This window comes from Streptomyces sp. NPDC053755, from assembly GCF_040677675.1.
Lineage (GTDB): Bacteria > Actinomycetota > Actinomycetes > Streptomycetales > Streptomycetaceae > Streptomyces.
In genome coordinates this window covers 132722-147968 of record NZ_JBFASK010000007.1, presented here as the reverse complement: position 1 = coordinate 147968, position 15247 = coordinate 132722, and the positions used below count along the sequence as shown (strand labels likewise).

The following is a 15247-nucleotide window of genomic DNA, read 5'->3' as shown; positions in this document are numbered from 1 at the left end:
CCGGGCGCGGCCGAAACCGATTTCAGGTCAACCCGCGCGGGGGGAATCACTTACCAGGGTGGTTTGTTAGCCTTGGTCGTGGCACCGGCTCGATCCAAGCCCCCGGGCCCAACCTTCGTCCCTTAGAGGGACCACTTGCCGCGAGGCGAGCATGGCGGGTCGGTGCCACTTCAGACACCGCTTCGTGCGTACGTACGAAGTCGAGGCCCCTGTCACCTGTGGTGACGGGGGCCTCTTCTGTTTGCCCGCCGTTTCTCGTATGGTGGAAACTACTTTCCGAAAACAAAATGACCGCATTACCTGCTACCGACAGGTAGGTGCGACCATCGGAGGGCGCCGCCGGGCAACCAGCCGGGGCGGCGTAGCAACGAAGCTCAGGGAAAGCAGAGGAACTCGGCCATGGCAACGGCGCCCAGCGTCTCGTACTCGATGACGGTCCGGCTGGAGGTTCCCGCGAGCGGAACCGCGGTCTCCCAGCTCACCACGGCCGTGGAGTCGCACGGCGGCTCGGTCACCGGCCTCGACGTGACCGCCTCAGGCCACGAGAAGCTCCGGATCGACGTCACCATCGCCGCCACCTCCACCGCGCACGCCGACGAGATCGTCGAACAGCTGCGCACCATCGAGGGTGTCGTCCTCGGCAAGGTCTCCGACCGTACGTTCCTGATGCACCTCGGCGGCAAGATCGAGATGGCGTCCAAGCACCCCATCCGCAACCGTGACGACCTGTCCATGATCTACACCCCCGGCGTCGCCCGGGTGTGCATGGCGATCGCCGAGAACCCCGAGGACGCCCGCCGCCTCACCATCAAGCGCAACTCCGTCGCGGTGGTGACCGACGGCTCCGCCGTCCTCGGCCTCGGCAACATCGGCCCCATGGCGGCCCTGCCCGTCATGGAGGGCAAGGCGGCCCTCTTCAAGCGCTTCGCCGGCATCGACGCCTGGCCGATCTGCCTCGACACCCAGGACACCGACGCCATCGTCGAGATCGTCAAGGCGATCGCCCCGGGCTTCGCCGGCATCAACCTGGAGGACATCTCCGCCCCCCGCTGCTTCGAGATCGAGGCGCGGCTGCGCGAGGCCCTCGACATCCCCGTCTTCCACGACGACCAGCACGGCACCGCGATCGTCGTCCTCGCCTCCCTCACCAACGCCCTGCGCGTGGTGGGCAAGAGCATCGGCGACGTACGGGTCGTCATGTCCGGCGCGGGAGCGGCCGGCACGGCCATTCTGAAGCTGCTCATCGCGGCCGGCGTCAAGCACGCCGTCGTCGCCGACATCCACGGCGTCGTGCACGCCGGCCGGCCCGACCTCGTCGAGGCCCACCCGGACTCGCCGCTGCGCTGGATCGCCGACAACACCAACCCCGAGGGCGTCACCGGCACCCTCAAGCAGGCCGTCGTAGGAGCGGACGTCTTCATCGGCGTCTCCGCGCCGAACGTCCTCGGCGCGGACGACGTCGCCGCCATGGCGAAGGACTCCATCGTGTTCGCGCTCGCGAACCCGGACCCCGAGGTGGACCCCGCGATCGCCCGCCAGACGGCGGCCGTCGTGGCCACCGGCCGCTCGGACTTCCCCAACCAGATCAACAACGTGCTGGTCTTCCCCGGCGTGTTCCGCGGTCTGCTGGACGCTCAGTCCCGCACCGTCAACACCGACATGATGCTCGCCGCCGCCGCGGCCCTCGCCGACGTCGTCACCGAGGACGAGCTGAACGCGAACTACATCATCCCGTCGGTGTTCAACGACAAGGTCGCCGGCGCGGTCGCCGGCGCCGTCCGCACGGCCGCCAAGTCGGCCGTCGCGAGCGCCGACAGCGGCGCCTGAGAACGGGCGCCGGGGTCCCTCGGCCCGACGCCGCCGCGCGAGGCCGTCACAGGCCCGCGCAGCGGCCTCAGGGCGGTTCTCACGGCGCGGCGCGGGGCCGGTGACCGGCCCCGCGGTGGCCGGTACCTCCGCCTGAGAATCGGCGCGTCGCGAGTCGCCACGCCGTAAACCCGCCTTTAGGGTGGACGTTCGGCTCCAAAGAGTTTCGGCGGAGTCGACGGAACGTCACCATGCCGGTGGCAGTGGCGCTTTTCGTGTGACCCCAGGGGGTGCCGGATTGGCGTTCCCGCCGCTGGTGGGGGCAGGATGCCTATTCGGGCGCGAGGGTCTGTCAGCAGACCCGGGTCCGGGGACTGTCCGAGGGCCCTGGCAGCATCGGCTTCGCTGTGCCCAATGTGCGGCTCCGCCGCGTGGCACGCCTCAACAGCAAGAAGAACACGGGAGTAACAACATGAACCGCAGTGAGCTGGTGGCCGCCCTGGCCGACCGCGCCGAGGTGACCCGCAAGGACGCCGACGCCGTGCTGGCCGCTCTCGCCGAGACCGTCGGCGAGGTCGTCGCCAAGGGCGACGAGAAGGTCACCATCCCCGGCTTCCTGACCTTCGAGCGCACCCACCGTGCCGCTCGCACCGCGCGCAACCCGCAGACCGGCGACCCGATCAACATCCCCGCCGGCTACAGCGTGAAGGTCTCCGCGGGCTCGAAGCTCAAGGAAGCCGCCAAGGGCAAGTAAGGCACGTGGGCCTCGTCCGCCGCCCCACGGCGGCGGACGAGCGGCCCCAGCGGCCTCACGGCAGCAGGAAGGGCGGTCACCCTGTCAGGGGGTGGCCGCCCTTCCGTTCGTCCGTCTGCGGGCGCTACACCAGCGCGCTGCCCGGCAGCTCGACCTTGGCTCCCAGCTCCACGAGCTTCTCCATGAAGTTCTCGTAGCCGCGGTTGATCAGGTCGATGCCGTGGACCCGCGAGGTCCCCTGTGCCGCGAGGGCCGCGATCAGGTACGAGAAGCCGCCGCGCAGGTCCGGGATGACCAGGTCCGCGCCCTGGAGCTTCGTCGGGCCCGACACGACCGCCGAATGGAGGAAGTTGCGCTGCCCGAAGCGGCAGTCCGAGCCGCCCAGGCACTCGCGGTACAGCTGGATGTGGGCGCCCATCTGGTTCAGCGCGGACGTGAACCCGAGCCGGGACTCGTAGACCGTCTCGTGGACGATCGAGAGGCCGGCGGCCTGCGTCAGGGCCACCACCAGCGGCTGCTGCCAGTCGGTCTGGAAACCGGGGTGCACGTCCGTCTCCAGGGCGATCGCGTTGAGCGAGCCGCCCGGGTGCCAGAAGCGGATGCCCTCGTCGTCGATCTCGAAGGCGCCCCCCACCTTCCGGTAGGTGTTCAGGAAGGTCATCATCGAGCGCTGCTGGGCGCCGCGCACGTAGATGTTGCCCTCGGTCGCCAGCGCCGCCGACGCCCACGAGGCCGCCTCCAGGCGGTCCGGGAGCGCCCGGTGGGTGTAGCCGTCGAGCCTGTCGACACCGGTGATCCGGATGGTCCGGTCGGTGTCCATCGAGATGATGGCGCCCATCTTCTGCAGGACGCAGATGAGGTCCTCGATCTCCGGCTCCACGGCGGCGTTGGACAGTTCCGTGACGCCCTCCGCGAGCACGGCGGTGAGCAGCACCTGCTCCGTCGAGCCGACCGAGGGGTACGGCAGCCGGATCTTGGTGCCGCGCAGCCGCTGCGGGGCCTCCAGGTACTGGCCGTCCGCCCGCTTCTCGATGGTCGCGCCGAACTGCCGCAGCACGTCGAAGTGGAAGTCGATCGGCCGGCCGCCGATGTCGCAGCCGCCCAGGCCCGGGATGAAGGCGTGGCCGAGGCGGTGCAGCAGCGGACCGCAGAAGAGGATCGGGATGCGCGACGAACCGGCGTGGGCGTCGATGTCGGCCACGTTGGCGGACTCGACGTGCGTCGGGTCGAGGACCAGCTCGCCCGGCTCGTCGCCGGGGCGGACCGTCACACCGTGCAACTGGAGGAGCCCGCGCACCACGCGGACGTCACGGATGTCGGGCACGTTGCGCAGCCGGCTCGGCCCGCTGCCGAGAAGGGCGGCGACCATCGCCTTGGGCACGAGGTTCTTCGCGCCGCGGACGCGGATCTCGCCCTCCAGCGGGGTTCCGCCGTGGACAAGCAGTACATCGTCTGTGCCGGTCATGAATCTCGCGTTCCGGAGTCGTCGGGCAGGGGGCCAGGGAAAAGGGTAAGGGGGCGGAGGCCTCTTGACGGCAGTCCGGAGGGGCCCGGCAGATGTAATGAATTCGGCACAACACCCTCTGTTCACATGATCTTGCGGAGCGTCACCGTCCGTTTGTGTTCCCGGGTGCCGGGCTCATCCGTCCTGAACTGCGTCGGTGTCCATCGGTCCCGAGTGCCCCCGCGGACGCCGAAGATGCGGGATCATGTGTCGCATGACCGAGGTGTCCTCGCTCACAGGGCGGCTGCTCGTCGCCACCCCCGCCCTGGCGGACCCGAATTTCGACCGGGCGGTGGTGCTCCTCCTCGACCACGACGACGAGGGCTCCCTCGGCGTGGTCCTGAACAGACCCACTCCCGTCACGGTCGGTGACATCCTCCTGCCCTGGGCCGATCTCGCCGGGGAACCGGGAGTCGTCTTCCAGGGCGGGCCCGTCTCCCTCGACGCGGCCCTCGGCCTCGCGGTGATCCCCGGAGACGAGGGCCCTCTCGGCTGGCGCCGGGTGTACGGGGCGATCGGCCTGGTCGACCTGGAGACCCCGCCCGAGCTGCTGGGACCCGCCCTGGGCTCCCTGCGGATCTTCGCCGGGTACGCCGGCTGGGGCCCGGGCCAGCTGGAGTCCGAGCTGGGCGACGGCGCGTGGTACGTCGTCGAATCCGAGCCGGGCGACGTCTCCTCCCCGCGCCCCGAGGGACTGTGGCGCGAGGTCCTGCGCCGCCAGCGGGGCGACCTCGCGATGGTGGCGACGTACCCGGACGATCCCTCCCTCAACTGAGCCGTCCGGTTTTCAGTACCCTGGGGCCATGAGCACTCTCGAGCCCGAGCGCGGGGCAGGTACGGGAACCCTCGTCGAGCCGACGCCGCAGGTGTCCCACGGTGACGGCGACCACGAGCGCTACGCCCATTACGTCCAGAAGGACAAGATCATGGCGAGCGCCCTCGACGGCACTCCCGTGGTGGCGCTGTGCGGAAAGGTCTGGGTACCGGGGCGCGACCCCAAGAAGTACCCGGTCTGTCCGATGTGCAAGGAGATCTACGAGTCCATGGGCCCCGGCGGGGACAAGGACAAGGGCAAGGGCGGCAAGGGCGGCGACAAGTAGGACGCCCCATGCCGTGGAGACGGCCCCCGGTGTGCGCACTTCGGTGCGCACACCGGGGGCCGTCTCGCGTTGCACGGGGTGCTTCCGCCGGTCACAGAGTGGTTGAGACCACTTGTCGACGCGCGCGCCCCGCCCTAACCTCTCGCGTGTTGTGCAGCACGAAACGCCCGTTGCGCATGCTGCAACGTTGATTGGTGGGAGCCCCCGTATGAAGCTTTCTGCCCGTATCGCCGCCCCGGTCGCCGCCCTCGTCCTGGCCGGCCTCACCGCCACCGCCTGCGCCCCGCGGACCTCCGACGGCAAGGCCGCGACGGACGAGAAGAGCGGCACCCTGCGCGTCTGGCTCTTCCAGGAGGTCAACAACAAGCCGAAGGAGCAGGTCGTCGACGCGGCGGTCACCGCCTTCGAGCAGCAGCACCAGGGCGCCGAGGTCGAGGTCGAGTACATCCCCGTCGACACCCGCGCCCAGCGCATCAAGGCCGCCTTCAACGACCCGAAGTCCGCCCCCGACCTGATCGAGTACGGCAACACCGACACCGCCGGCTACGTGAAGGACGGCGGACTGGCCGACATCAGCGCCGAGTTCGGTGCCTGGGCCGACGCGAAGGACACCGACCCGACGGCCGCGTCCTCCGTCACCGTCGACGGCAAGGTGTACGGCGCCCCGCTCTTCGTCGGCGTCCGCGCGCTGTACTACCGCACCGACGTCTTCGCGGAACTCGGACTCACCGCCCCCAAGTCGCAGGCCGAACTGATCTCGACCGCCAAGAAGATCCGCAAGGCCAAGCCGGGGCTGTACGGCATCGCCGTCGGCGGCGCCTACACCTACGGCGCGATGCCCTTCCTGTGGGCGAACGGAGGCGAACTCGCCACGCGGAACGGCGGGACGTACACCTCCGCCGTCAACAGCGAGGCCGCGCGCAAGGGCATCTCCGCCTACACCTCGCTCTTCGGCGACGACAACTGCCCGGCCGCCAAGTGCGCCCAGATGGGCGGCAACGCGACCGTCACCGCCTTCGCCTCCGGCAAGGCCGCCATGGCGATCGGCGGCGACTTCAGCCACGCGGCCGTCGAGGCCGGAGCGGTGAAGGGCAAGTACGCCGTCGTGCCGCTGCCGGGTGTCACGCCCGGATCGATCGCCCCCGCCTTCGCGGGCGGCAACAACCTGGGCGTGATGAAGAGCAGCGCGCACCGCACGCTCGCCGTGGAGCTGATGAAGTCCCTCGCCGGCAAGGAGACGCAGGGCAAGCTCTTCGACGCGATGGGCTTCCTGCCGACGTACACCGACGTCCGGGCCGAGGCGGCGCGCAAGCAGCCCTTCGTGAAGCCCTTCATCGACTCCCTCGGCGCGGGCGCCAAGTTCGTCCCGGCGTCACCGGGCTGGGGCCAGATCGACGCCTCGCTGGTGCTGCCGACGATGTTCCAGGAGGTCGTCAGCGGGCGCAAGGACGTGAAGACCGCCGCGGACGACGCCGCGAAGAAGATGGACGCGGCCTTCGCCGCCGCGGGCCGATGACGATGGCGGCCGCGAACGGTACGGCAACGGGCGCGGCGGACGGACCCGCCGCGGCCACGGTCCCCGGCCCCCGCGGGGAGGCCCCCGGCCCGGTGGCCGGGAAGGCGCCGGCGAAGGTGACCGGGCCGGGGACGGGGACCGCGCGCTCCCGGGGCCGGCACGGCTCCGCCTGGACCCCCTGGCTCTACCTCCTGCCCGCGCTCGCCGTCCTCGGCGGGCTGCTGGTCTACCCCATCTACCAGCTCGGGCTCATCTCCTTCCTGGAGTACACCCAGGCCCAGGTCAGCGGCGGCGAGCCGACCTCCTTCCAGGGGTTCGGCAACTACACCGCCCTCTTCTCCGACCCCCAGTTCTGGCAGGTCCTCCTCGCCACCGTCCTGTTCGCCGCCGCCTGCGTCGTCACCACGCTCGCCGTCGGCTGCGCGCTCGCGGTGCTCCTCACCCGCGTACGGGCCCTGCCCCGGCTCGTCCTCATGCTGGCCGCGCTCGGTGCCTGGGCCACCCCCGCCGTCACCGGCTCCACCGTCTGGGTCTTCCTCTTCGACCCCGACTTCGGGCCCGTCAACCGCGTCCTGGGACTCGGCGACTTCTCCTGGACGTACGGGCGCTACAGCGCCTTCGCGCTCGTCCTCTTCGAGGTCGTCTGGTGCTCGTTCCCGTTCGTGATGGTGACGGTGTACGCCGGCGTCAAGGCCATCCCGTCCGAGGTCCTGGAGGCCGCCGCACTGGACGGCGCCTCGCAGTGGCGGATCTGGCGCTCGGTCACCGCCCCCATGCTCAGGCCCATCCTGATCGTCGTCACGATCCAGTCGATCATCTGGGACTTCAAGGTCTTCACCCAGATCTACGTGATGACGGGCGGCGGCGGCATCGCCGGGCAGAACCTCGTCCTCAACGTGTACGCCTACCAGAAGGCGTTCGCCTCGTCCCAGTACAGCCTGGGCTCGGCGATCGGCGTCGTCATGCTGCTGATCCTGCTCGCCGTGACGCTGGTGTACCTCCGACTGCTGCGCCGTCAGGGAGAAGAACTGTGAGCGCGTTCCGTATCCGGCGGCCGGGGCGGCTCGCCGCCGAGGCGTCCGCCCTCCTCGTCGCGGCCGTCGTCGCCTTCCCGCTGTACTGGATGGTCCTCTCCGCCTTCAAGCCGGCCGGCGAGATCCAGTCGACCGAGCCCCGGCCGTGGACCCTCTCCCCGTCCCTCGACTCCTTCCGGCGGGTGTTCGAGCAGCAGGACTTCGGCCGCTACTTCCTCAACTCGCTGATCGTCGCGGGCACGGTCGTCCTCGCCTCCGCCCTGATCGCCTTCCTCGCGGCGACCGCCGTCACCCGCTTCCGCTTCCGGTTCCGGACGACCCTCCTGATCATGTTCCTGGTCGCCCAGATGGTGCCGATCGAAGCGCTGACGATCCCGCTCTTCTTCCTGATGCGGGACGTCGGCCAGCTCAACACGCTGGGCTCGCTGATCCTGCCGCACATCGCCTTCTCGCTGCCCTTCGCGATCTGGATGCTGCGCGGCTTCGTGAAGGCGGTCCCGGAGGCGCTGGAGGAACAGGCCCAGATCGACGGGGCGAGCCGGACCCGGTTCCTGTGGCAGATCCTCTTCCCGCTGGTCTTCCCGGGGCTGGTGGCGACGAGCGTCTTCTCGTTCATCTCGACCTGGAACGACTTCCTCTTCGCCAAGTCGTTCCTCATCAGCGACACCTCGCAGTCGACCCTGCCCATGGCACTGCTGGTCTTCTTCAAGCCCGACGAGAACGACTGGGGAGGGATCATGGCCGGCTCCACGGTGATGACCGTCCCCGTCCTCGTCTTCTTCGTCCTCGTCCAGCGCCGGCTGGTCTCGGGGCTCGGCGGCGCGGTGAAGGACTGAAGCGTGCGGCGCAACCCGAGCGTGCGGCGCAACCCGAGCGTGTGGCGACATTCCCGCCCGCCCCGCGACGCCCCGCACGCACGATCGCCGCGTCGTCGTCGGTCGCCACGGCTCCGGGCGGGTCTCCTCCCGTACCCGCCGCCCGTCCCCTCGCCGTCCGCACCCCCGCCGCCCGTCCCCCCGCGACCCGTTCCGAAAGGCCGATGCCATGCGTGACGACGACCGCCACCTCCCGCTCATCCCCGCGCCCGCGACCGTGGAGACCCGGGGGGACGCCCCCGGCCGTCCCGTCCTCGACGCGGACACCACGCTCGACGCCGGACCGGGGACCGAGGGCGTGGCCCGATGGCTGCGCTCCTCGCTCGGCGCGGCCACCGGAATGCCGTTCGCCGCCGGCGACGGGCCGCGCTCCGTACGGCTGCGGGTCAGCGCCGAGATCGAGCGGACCGCCGGCCCGGAGGGCTACCGGCTTTCCACCGACGGCTCCGTCGAGGACGTCGCCGTCCTCGTCGAGGGCGGCGGCCCCGCCGGCGTGTTCTGGGGGGTCCAGACGCTCCGTCAACTGCTCGGCCCCGACGCGTACCGCAAGGCGCCCGTCGGCCCGGGTGGAGGGGATCGTCGCCTGCCCGCCCTCACCGTCACCGACGCCCCCCGCTTCGCGTGGCGCGGGTTCATGCTCGACGTGGCACGGCACTTCATGCCCAAGGAGGACGTCCTGCGCCAGCTCGACCTCCTCGCCGCCCACAAGCTCAACGTCTTCCACCTCCACCTCACCGACGACCAGGGATGGCGCCTGGAGATCAAGCGGCACCCCCGGCTCACCGAGGTCGGCGCCTGGCGGGCGCGGACGAAGTGGGGGCACCGCGCGTCCCCGCTGTGGAACGAGACGCCGCACGGCGGGTTCTACACCCACGACGACATCCGCGAGATCGTCGCCTACGCCGCCGAGCGGCACATCACCGTCGTGCCGGAGATCGACGTCCCCGGCCACTCACAGGCCGCCATCGCCGCCTACCCCGAACTGGGGAACACCGACGTCGTCGACACCGCCGCCCTCACCGTCTGGGACACCTGGGGCGTCAACCCGAACGTCCTCGCCCCCACCGACACCGTCCTGCGCTTCTACGAGGACGTCTTCGAGGAGGTCCTCGGCCTCTTCCCCTCGACGTTCATCCATGTGGGGGGCGACGAGTGCCCCAAGGAGCAGTGGAAGGAGTCGGCGACCGCCCAGGCCCGCATCAGGGAACTCGGCCTGGCCGACGAGGACGCGCTGCAGTCCTGGTTCATCCGCCACTTCGGCCGCTGGCTCGCCGACCGGGGCCGCCGCCTCATCGGCTGGGACGAGATCCTCAAAGGAGGGAACCGGAGCGGCGGACGACGGACGGCGGACGCACCCGCCGGCGAGGCGACGGGACTCGGCCTCCCGCCCGGCGCCGCCGTCTCCTCCTGGCGTGGCTACGCCGGCGGGATCACCGCCGCCGAGGCCGGGCACGACGTCGTCATGTGCCCCGAGCAGCAGGTGTACCTCGACCACCGGCAGGCCCCCGGCGAGGACGAGCCGATGCCCATCGGCTACGTCCGGACCCTGGAGGACGTCTACCGCTTCGAGCCCGTACCGCCCGCCCTGTCACCCGAGGCGGCCCACCGGGTCATCGGCGCCCAGGCCAACGCCTGGACCGAGGTCATGGAGAACCGGGCCCGCGTCGACTACCAGGTCTTCCCGCGCCTCGCCGCCTTCGCCGAGGTCGTCTGGTCGGCGCTCCCCGCACCCGCCGAGCGGGACTTCGCCGGATTCGAGCGGCGGATGACCGCGCACTACCTGCGCCTCGACGCCCTCGGGGTCGGCTACCGGCCGCCCGCCGGCCCCGCGCCCTGGCAGCGTCGCCCGGGAGTGGCGGGCCGCCCCCTCGACGGAGCGCCCCCGATCGTGTGAGACCCCTCGCTCCCCGACGTCACCCAAGAGCGGCAAAACGGAAGTTACCGCCGCTCGCGGGATCTCCCGGACGGAACCAGCCTTCGCGGACCCTCGCGCCGGACCGCCCGGAAGATGTGCCAGAGTTGCCACGTCCAGGCTGTGAGCACGTACGGTACGGCCACACAGGCGTGACAGCCGGGGACGAGTCGGGGACCGCCGGGGACACCGGGAAGGGGCAGCGGGTTGACCACGCACGCACCACAGACGGCGCAGTCCGTGACGCTGCCCGCCTCGCTCGACGAGGCCGTGGCGGCGCTCACCGCCATGCCGGCCGCCGTGCCCGTCGCGGGCGGCACCGACCTGATGGCCGCCGTGAACAAGGGCCAGCTGCGGCCCGCCGGCCTCGTCGGTCTCGGCCGGATCAACGAGATCCGCGGCTGGCAGTACCAGGACGGCCACGCCCTGCTCGGGGCCGGTCTCACCCACGCCCGCATGGGCCGCCCCGACTTCGCCGCGCTGATTCCCGCCCTCGCCGCGGCCGCCCGCGCCGCCGGGCCGCCCCAGATCCGCAACGCGGGCACCCTCGGCGGCAACATCGTCACCGCCGCGCCCACGGGTGACTCCCTGCCCGTCCTGGCGGCCCTGGAGGCCGACCTCGTCGTCATGGGGCCGCTCGGCACCCGCGAGATCCCCGTCTCCCACCTCCTGGCGGGCCGCGACCTGCTGGCCCCCGGCGAACTGGTCGCCTTCGTCCGCGTACCGCTGCTGCACGCCCCCCAGGTCTTCGTCAAAGCGACCGGCCGCACCGGCCCGGCCCGCGCCACGGCGTCCGTCGCCGTCGTCCTCGACCCGGCCAGGCGCGGTGTGCGCTGCGCGGTGGGCGCCATCGCCCCGATGCCGCTGCGGCCGCTGGAGGCGGAGCACTGGATCGCCTCCCTGGTGGACTGGGACGGGGCGCGGGGACTCGCGCCGGAGGCGTTGGCGGCGTTCGGCGAGTACGTGGCCGCCGCCTGCATCCCGGACCCGGAGGGTGACGAACAGCTGCCCCCGGCCGTACTGCACCTGCGGCGCACCGTCGCCGCGCTGGCCCGACGGGCACTGGGGAGGGCGCTGTCGTGAGCGACGAACACGAGGACCGGACGGGTGGCTGGCAGCCGATCCCGCAGAGCGAGGGGTACGACGGGGACGCCACCGCCTTCGTCCAGCTGCCGCCCGAGTTCATGCTGGACGGGGTCCCGCTGGAGGCGCCCGGGCACGGCTACGTCCCGCCGATGATCACCCCGCTGACGCCCCTGGCGGCCGGCGACCCGACGGCGACCGGCTCATGGGTGGTGCAGCAGCCCGCCGAGGCGGCCGATCCGCACGCGACGGGCCAGTGGACCTTCCCCGAGGCGTCCGGACCGGCACACCAGCCACCGGCCGAGGCGGAGTCGGCGGCGACCGGCCAGTGGCGTATCCCGGTCGTGCCGGACGGCCCGGACACGGCGGACGAGTCCGGCGAGTACACGGCCTCCATGCTCGCCCCGTACACGAGCGGCGCCCCGGCGACCCTGCCGGGCGGCGCGCCGGCGCCCTGGGCCGAGGCCGGCTTCGTCCGGGAACCCGGGCCCGGCTACGAACCGGAACCGGAAGCCGGCTACGTACCGGAACCGGAAGCCGGGGCCGCACCGGACACCGCGCCCGGGTCCGAGGCGGCCGTCGGGCCGGAAGCCGCTCCGGCTCCCGAGCGGGAACCCGAAGCCGCGTACCCGCCGGCGGGGGACGCCGTGCCCGCCCCGGGCGAGGCACCGGAAGCCGCCGCCCCGGACGAGATCACCGCACCGCCCGGCGAGGCGTCCGCTCCCGCCGTCTCCACCGGCAGCAGCGCGGACAGCGACGAGCATCCGCACACCTCGTACGTCCTGCGGGTGAACGGCGCCGACCGCCCCGTCACCGACTCCTGGATCGGCGAGTCCCTGCTCTACGTCCTGCGCGAGCGGCTCGGCCTGGCCGGCGCCAAGGACGGCTGCTCGCAGGGCGAGTGCGGCGCGTGCAACGTCCAGGTCGACGGCCGGCTCGTCGCCTCCTGCCTGGTGCCCGCGGCGACGGCCGCCGGGAGCGAGGTGCGCACGGTCGAGGGACTCGCCACCGACGGCGAACCGTCCGACGTGCAGCGCGCACTCGCGGCGTGCGGAGCCGTCCAGTGCGGCTTCTGCATCCCGGGCATGGCGATGACCGTCCACGACCTCCTCGAGGGCAACCACGCCCCCACCGAGCTGGAGACCCGCCAGGCCCTCTGCGGCAACCTCTGCCGCTGCTCCGGCTACCGGGGCGTCCTGGACGCCGTCCAGGACGTCGTCTCCGGGCGTGCGGCCGCGGCCGCGGACCACGCCGACGAAGCGCGTATCCCGCACCAGATCCCCCACCCGCACGACGGAGGCATGGCGTGAGCAGCGACGCGACCACCGCCACCCCCACCGCCCTCGACGGCGCCCAGCAGGAACTGCCGCCGCACGGCCTGGGCGCCTCGCTCCCGCCGGCCGACGCCCGGGCCAAGACCGAGGGCACCTTCCCGTACGCCGCCGACCTGTGGGCCGAGGGCCTGCTGTGGGCCGCGCTGCTCCGCTCGCCGCACCCGCACGCCCGGATCGTCTCCATCGACACGACGGCCGCCGCCGAGATGCCCGGCGTCCGGGCCGTGGTGACGCACGCCGACGTGCCGGGGGAGGCGACCTACGGCCGCACCGTCGCCGACCGGCCTGTCTTCGCCTCCGAACTGGTCCGCCACCACGGCGAGGCGATCGCCGCCGTGGCCGCCGACCACCCGGACACCGCCCGGCTCGCGGCGGCGGCCATCGCCGTCCAGTACGAGATCCTCGAACCGGTCACCGACCCGGAGAAGGCCTTCGCCGCGCCCGCCCTGCACCCCGACGGCAACCTGATCCGCCACATCCCGCTGCGCTTCGGCGACGCGGAGGCGGCCGGCGAGGTGGTGGTCGAAGGGCTCTACCGCATCGGACGCCAGGACCCGGCCCCGATCGGCGCGGAGGCGGGACTCGCCGTGCCCCGCCCCGACGGCGGCGTGGAGATCTACACCGCCTCCACCGACCCGCACACCGACCGCGACCTGGCCGCCGCCTGCTTCGGGCTCGCGCCCGACCAGGTCAAGCTCGTCGTCACCGGCGTCCCGGGCGCCACCGGCGACCGCGAGGACCCCGGCTTCCAGATCCCGCTCGGACTGCTGGCGCTGCGCACCGGCTGCCCGGTCAAGCTGACCGCCACCCGCGAGGAGTCCTTCCTCGGCCACGCCCACCGCCACCCGACGCTGCTGCGCTACCGCCACCACGCCGACGCCGAGGGCCGGCTGGTGAAGGTGGAGGCGCAGATCCTGCTCGACGCGGGCGCGTACGCCGACGCCTCGGCCGAGTCCCTGGCCGCCGCCGTCTCCTTCGCCTGCGGCCCGTACGTCGTCCCACACGCCTTCATCGAGGGCTGGGCCGTCCGTACGAACAACCCGCCGTCGGGCCACGTGCGCGGCGAGGGCGCCCTGCAGGTGTGCGCGGCGTACGAGGCGCAGATGGACAAGCTGGCGGCGAAGCTGAGCCTCGACCCGGTCGACGTCCGCCTGCGGAACGTCCTGGCGACCGGGGACATCCTGCCGACCGGCCAGACGGTGACCTGCCCGGCCCCGGTGGCCGAACTCCTCTCCGCCGTACGCGACTTCCCGCTGCCCGCGCTGCCTCTGGACACCCCTGAGGACGACTGGCTGCTCCCGGGCGGCCCGGAGGGCGCGGGCGAGCCGGGGGCCGTCCGGCGAGGCGTCGGCTACGCCCTGGGCATGGTGCACATGCTCGGCGCGGAAGGCGCGGACGAGGTGTCGACGGCGACGGTGAAGGTGCACGACGGGGTCGCGACGGTGATCTGCTCCGCCGTGGACACCGGTTCCGGCTTCACCACCCTGGCTCGTCAGATCGTCCAGGAGACGCTGGGCATCGACGAGGTCCACGTCGCCGGCGTCGACACCGACCAGCCCCCGGCGGGCCCGGCCACCCACGGCCGGCACACCTGGGTCTCGGGCGGCGCGGTCGAGCGCGCGGCGAAGATGGTCCGGACGCAGCTGCTCCAGCCCCTGGCCCACAAGTTCGGCATGTCCACGGAGCTGCTGCAGATCACCGACGGCAAGATCACCTCGTACGACGGCGTGCTGTCGACGACGGTCACCGAGGCGATGGACGGCAAGGAGCTGTGGGCGACGGCCCAGTGCCGCCCGCATCCGACGGAGCCCCTGGACGAGTCGGGCCAGGGCGACGCGTTCGTCGGCCTCGCGTTCTGCGCGATCCGGGCGGTGGTGGACGTCGACATCGAGCTCGGCTCCATCCGCGTGGTGGAGATGGCCGTGGCCCAGGACGTCGGCCGCGTCCTCAACCCGGCCCAGCTGGCGACCCGTATCGAGGCCGGCGTCACCCAGGGCGTCGGCGCGGCCCTCACGGAGAACCTCCGCACGGCCCGCGGCCTGGTCCGGCACCCCGACCTGACCGGGTACGCCCTGCCGACCTCGCTGGACGCCCCGGACGTGCGCATCGTGAAGCTCGTCGAGGAGCGCGACGTGGTGGCCCCCTTCGGCGCGAAGGCGGCGAGCGCGGTCCCCGTGGTCACCTCCCCGGCAGCGGTGGCCTCGGCGGTCCGCGCCGCGACCGGCCGCCCCGTCAACCGCCTGCCGATCAGGCCCCAGGCCGCGGTGGCCGTACCCCAGACCTGACCCGGCGCGTCTCGGCGCCCCTCGCGAGCCGAGGGGCGCCGGGG

12 protein-coding genes are annotated in these 15247 nt (G+C 72.3%); 11 read left to right on the top strand and 1 reads right to left on the bottom strand.

What is annotated here, in order from left to right; genetic code table 11:
* Positions 1 to 399: 399 nt before the first annotated feature.
* Both AB0K65_RS10500 and AB0K65_RS10495 read left to right on the top strand, forming a co-directional pair.
* The gene (locus AB0K65_RS10500; protein ID WP_365715382.1) at positions 400 to 1827 is read left to right on the top strand and encodes an NAD-dependent malic enzyme; all 1428 of its coding nucleotides are present in this window, start codon (positions 400 to 402) and stop codon (positions 1825 to 1827) included.
* 451 nt (positions 1828 to 2278) lie between these two features.
* On the top strand, positions 2279 to 2560 hold the full coding sequence (locus AB0K65_RS10495; protein WP_017237029.1) for an HU family DNA-binding protein: 282 nt from the start codon (positions 2279 to 2281) through the stop codon (positions 2558 to 2560).
* 124 nt (positions 2561 to 2684) lie between these two features.
* On the opposite strand, the gene murA is transcribed toward AB0K65_RS10495, so the two are convergent.
* Positions 2685 to 4025, bottom strand: coding sequence for a UDP-N-acetylglucosamine 1-carboxyvinyltransferase (gene murA / locus AB0K65_RS10490; RefSeq protein ID WP_215071076.1), 1341 nt, complete (start codon positions 4023 to 4025; stop codon positions 2685 to 2687).
* A 253-nt stretch (positions 4026 to 4278) separates the two neighbouring features.
* Here murA and AB0K65_RS10485 point away from each other — a divergent pair, with 253 nt between their 5' ends.
* From AB0K65_RS10485 to AB0K65_RS10445, 9 genes are all read left to right on the top strand, one after another.
* Positions 4279 to 4839 carry a YqgE/AlgH family protein gene (locus AB0K65_RS10485; protein ID WP_365715381.1) on the top strand — a complete coding sequence of 187 codons (561 nt, stop codon included), beginning with the start codon at positions 4279 to 4281 and terminating at the stop codon, positions 4837 to 4839.
* Positions 4840 to 4867: 28 nt separating this feature from the next.
* Positions 4868 to 5164: a DUF3039 domain-containing protein gene (locus tag AB0K65_RS10480; protein WP_365715380.1), complete on the top strand. Its 297-nt coding sequence runs from the start codon at positions 4868 to 4870 to the stop codon at positions 5162 to 5164.
* Between the two features lie 208 nt (positions 5165 to 5372).
* The gene (locus tag AB0K65_RS10475) at positions 5373 to 6680 is read left to right on the top strand and encodes an extracellular solute-binding protein (RefSeq protein ID WP_365715379.1); all 1308 of its coding nucleotides are present in this window, start codon (positions 5373 to 5375) and stop codon (positions 6678 to 6680) included.
* A 92-nt stretch (positions 6681 to 6772) separates the two neighbouring features.
* Positions 6773 to 7714, top strand: coding sequence for a sugar ABC transporter permease (locus AB0K65_RS10470; protein ID WP_365715378.1), 942 nt, complete (start codon positions 6773 to 6775; stop codon positions 7712 to 7714).
* The gene (locus AB0K65_RS10465; RefSeq protein ID WP_365715377.1) at positions 7711 to 8550 is read left to right on the top strand and encodes a carbohydrate ABC transporter permease; all 840 of its coding nucleotides are present in this window, start codon (positions 7711 to 7713) and stop codon (positions 8548 to 8550) included. The genes AB0K65_RS10470 and AB0K65_RS10465 overlap by 4 nt, the downstream gene beginning before the upstream one ends.
* A gap of 208 nt (positions 8551 to 8758) precedes the next feature.
* Entirely contained in the window at positions 8759 to 10483 is a 1725-nt protein-coding gene (locus AB0K65_RS10460) for a beta-N-acetylhexosaminidase (RefSeq protein ID WP_365715376.1), read from the top strand.
* 225 nt (positions 10484 to 10708) lie between these two features.
* Positions 10709 to 11584: an FAD binding domain-containing protein gene (locus tag AB0K65_RS10455; protein WP_365715375.1), complete on the top strand. Its 876-nt coding sequence runs from the start codon at positions 10709 to 10711 to the stop codon at positions 11582 to 11584.
* Positions 11581 to 12894, top strand: a complete 1314-nt coding sequence (locus AB0K65_RS10450) for a 2Fe-2S iron-sulfur cluster-binding protein (protein ID WP_365715374.1) — start codon at positions 11581 to 11583, stop codon at positions 12892 to 12894. Before AB0K65_RS10455 ends, AB0K65_RS10450 begins: the two co-directional genes overlap by 4 nt.
* A complete protein-coding gene (locus AB0K65_RS10445; protein WP_365715373.1) occupies positions 12891 to 15203 on the top strand; it encodes a molybdopterin cofactor-binding domain-containing protein in 2313 nt (770 codons plus the stop codon). Before AB0K65_RS10450 ends, AB0K65_RS10445 begins: the two co-directional genes overlap by 4 nt.
* The last annotated feature ends 44 nt before the right edge of the window (positions 15204 to 15247 follow it).

Coding starts and splice junctions, on each gene's coding strand:
- AB0K65_RS10460 (WP_365715376.1), top strand. CDS start 8,759: ATGCGTGACGACGACCGCCACCTCCCGCTCATCCCCGCGCCCGCGACC.
- AB0K65_RS10500 (WP_365715382.1), top strand. CDS start 400: ATGGCAACGGCGCCCAGCGTCTCGTACTCGATGACGGTCCGGCTGGAG.
- AB0K65_RS10480 (WP_365715380.1), top strand. CDS start 4,868: ATGAGCACTCTCGAGCCCGAGCGCGGGGCAGGTACGGGAACCCTCGTC.
- AB0K65_RS10495 (WP_017237029.1), top strand. CDS start 2,279: ATGAACCGCAGTGAGCTGGTGGCCGCCCTGGCCGACCGCGCCGAGGTG.
- AB0K65_RS10485 (WP_365715381.1), top strand. CDS start 4,279: ATGACCGAGGTGTCCTCGCTCACAGGGCGGCTGCTCGTCGCCACCCCC.
- AB0K65_RS10475 (WP_365715379.1), top strand. CDS start 5,373: ATGAAGCTTTCTGCCCGTATCGCCGCCCCGGTCGCCGCCCTCGTCCTG.
- murA (WP_215071076.1), bottom strand. CDS start 4,025: ATGACCGGCACAGACGATGTACTGCTTGTCCACGGCGGAACCCCGCTG.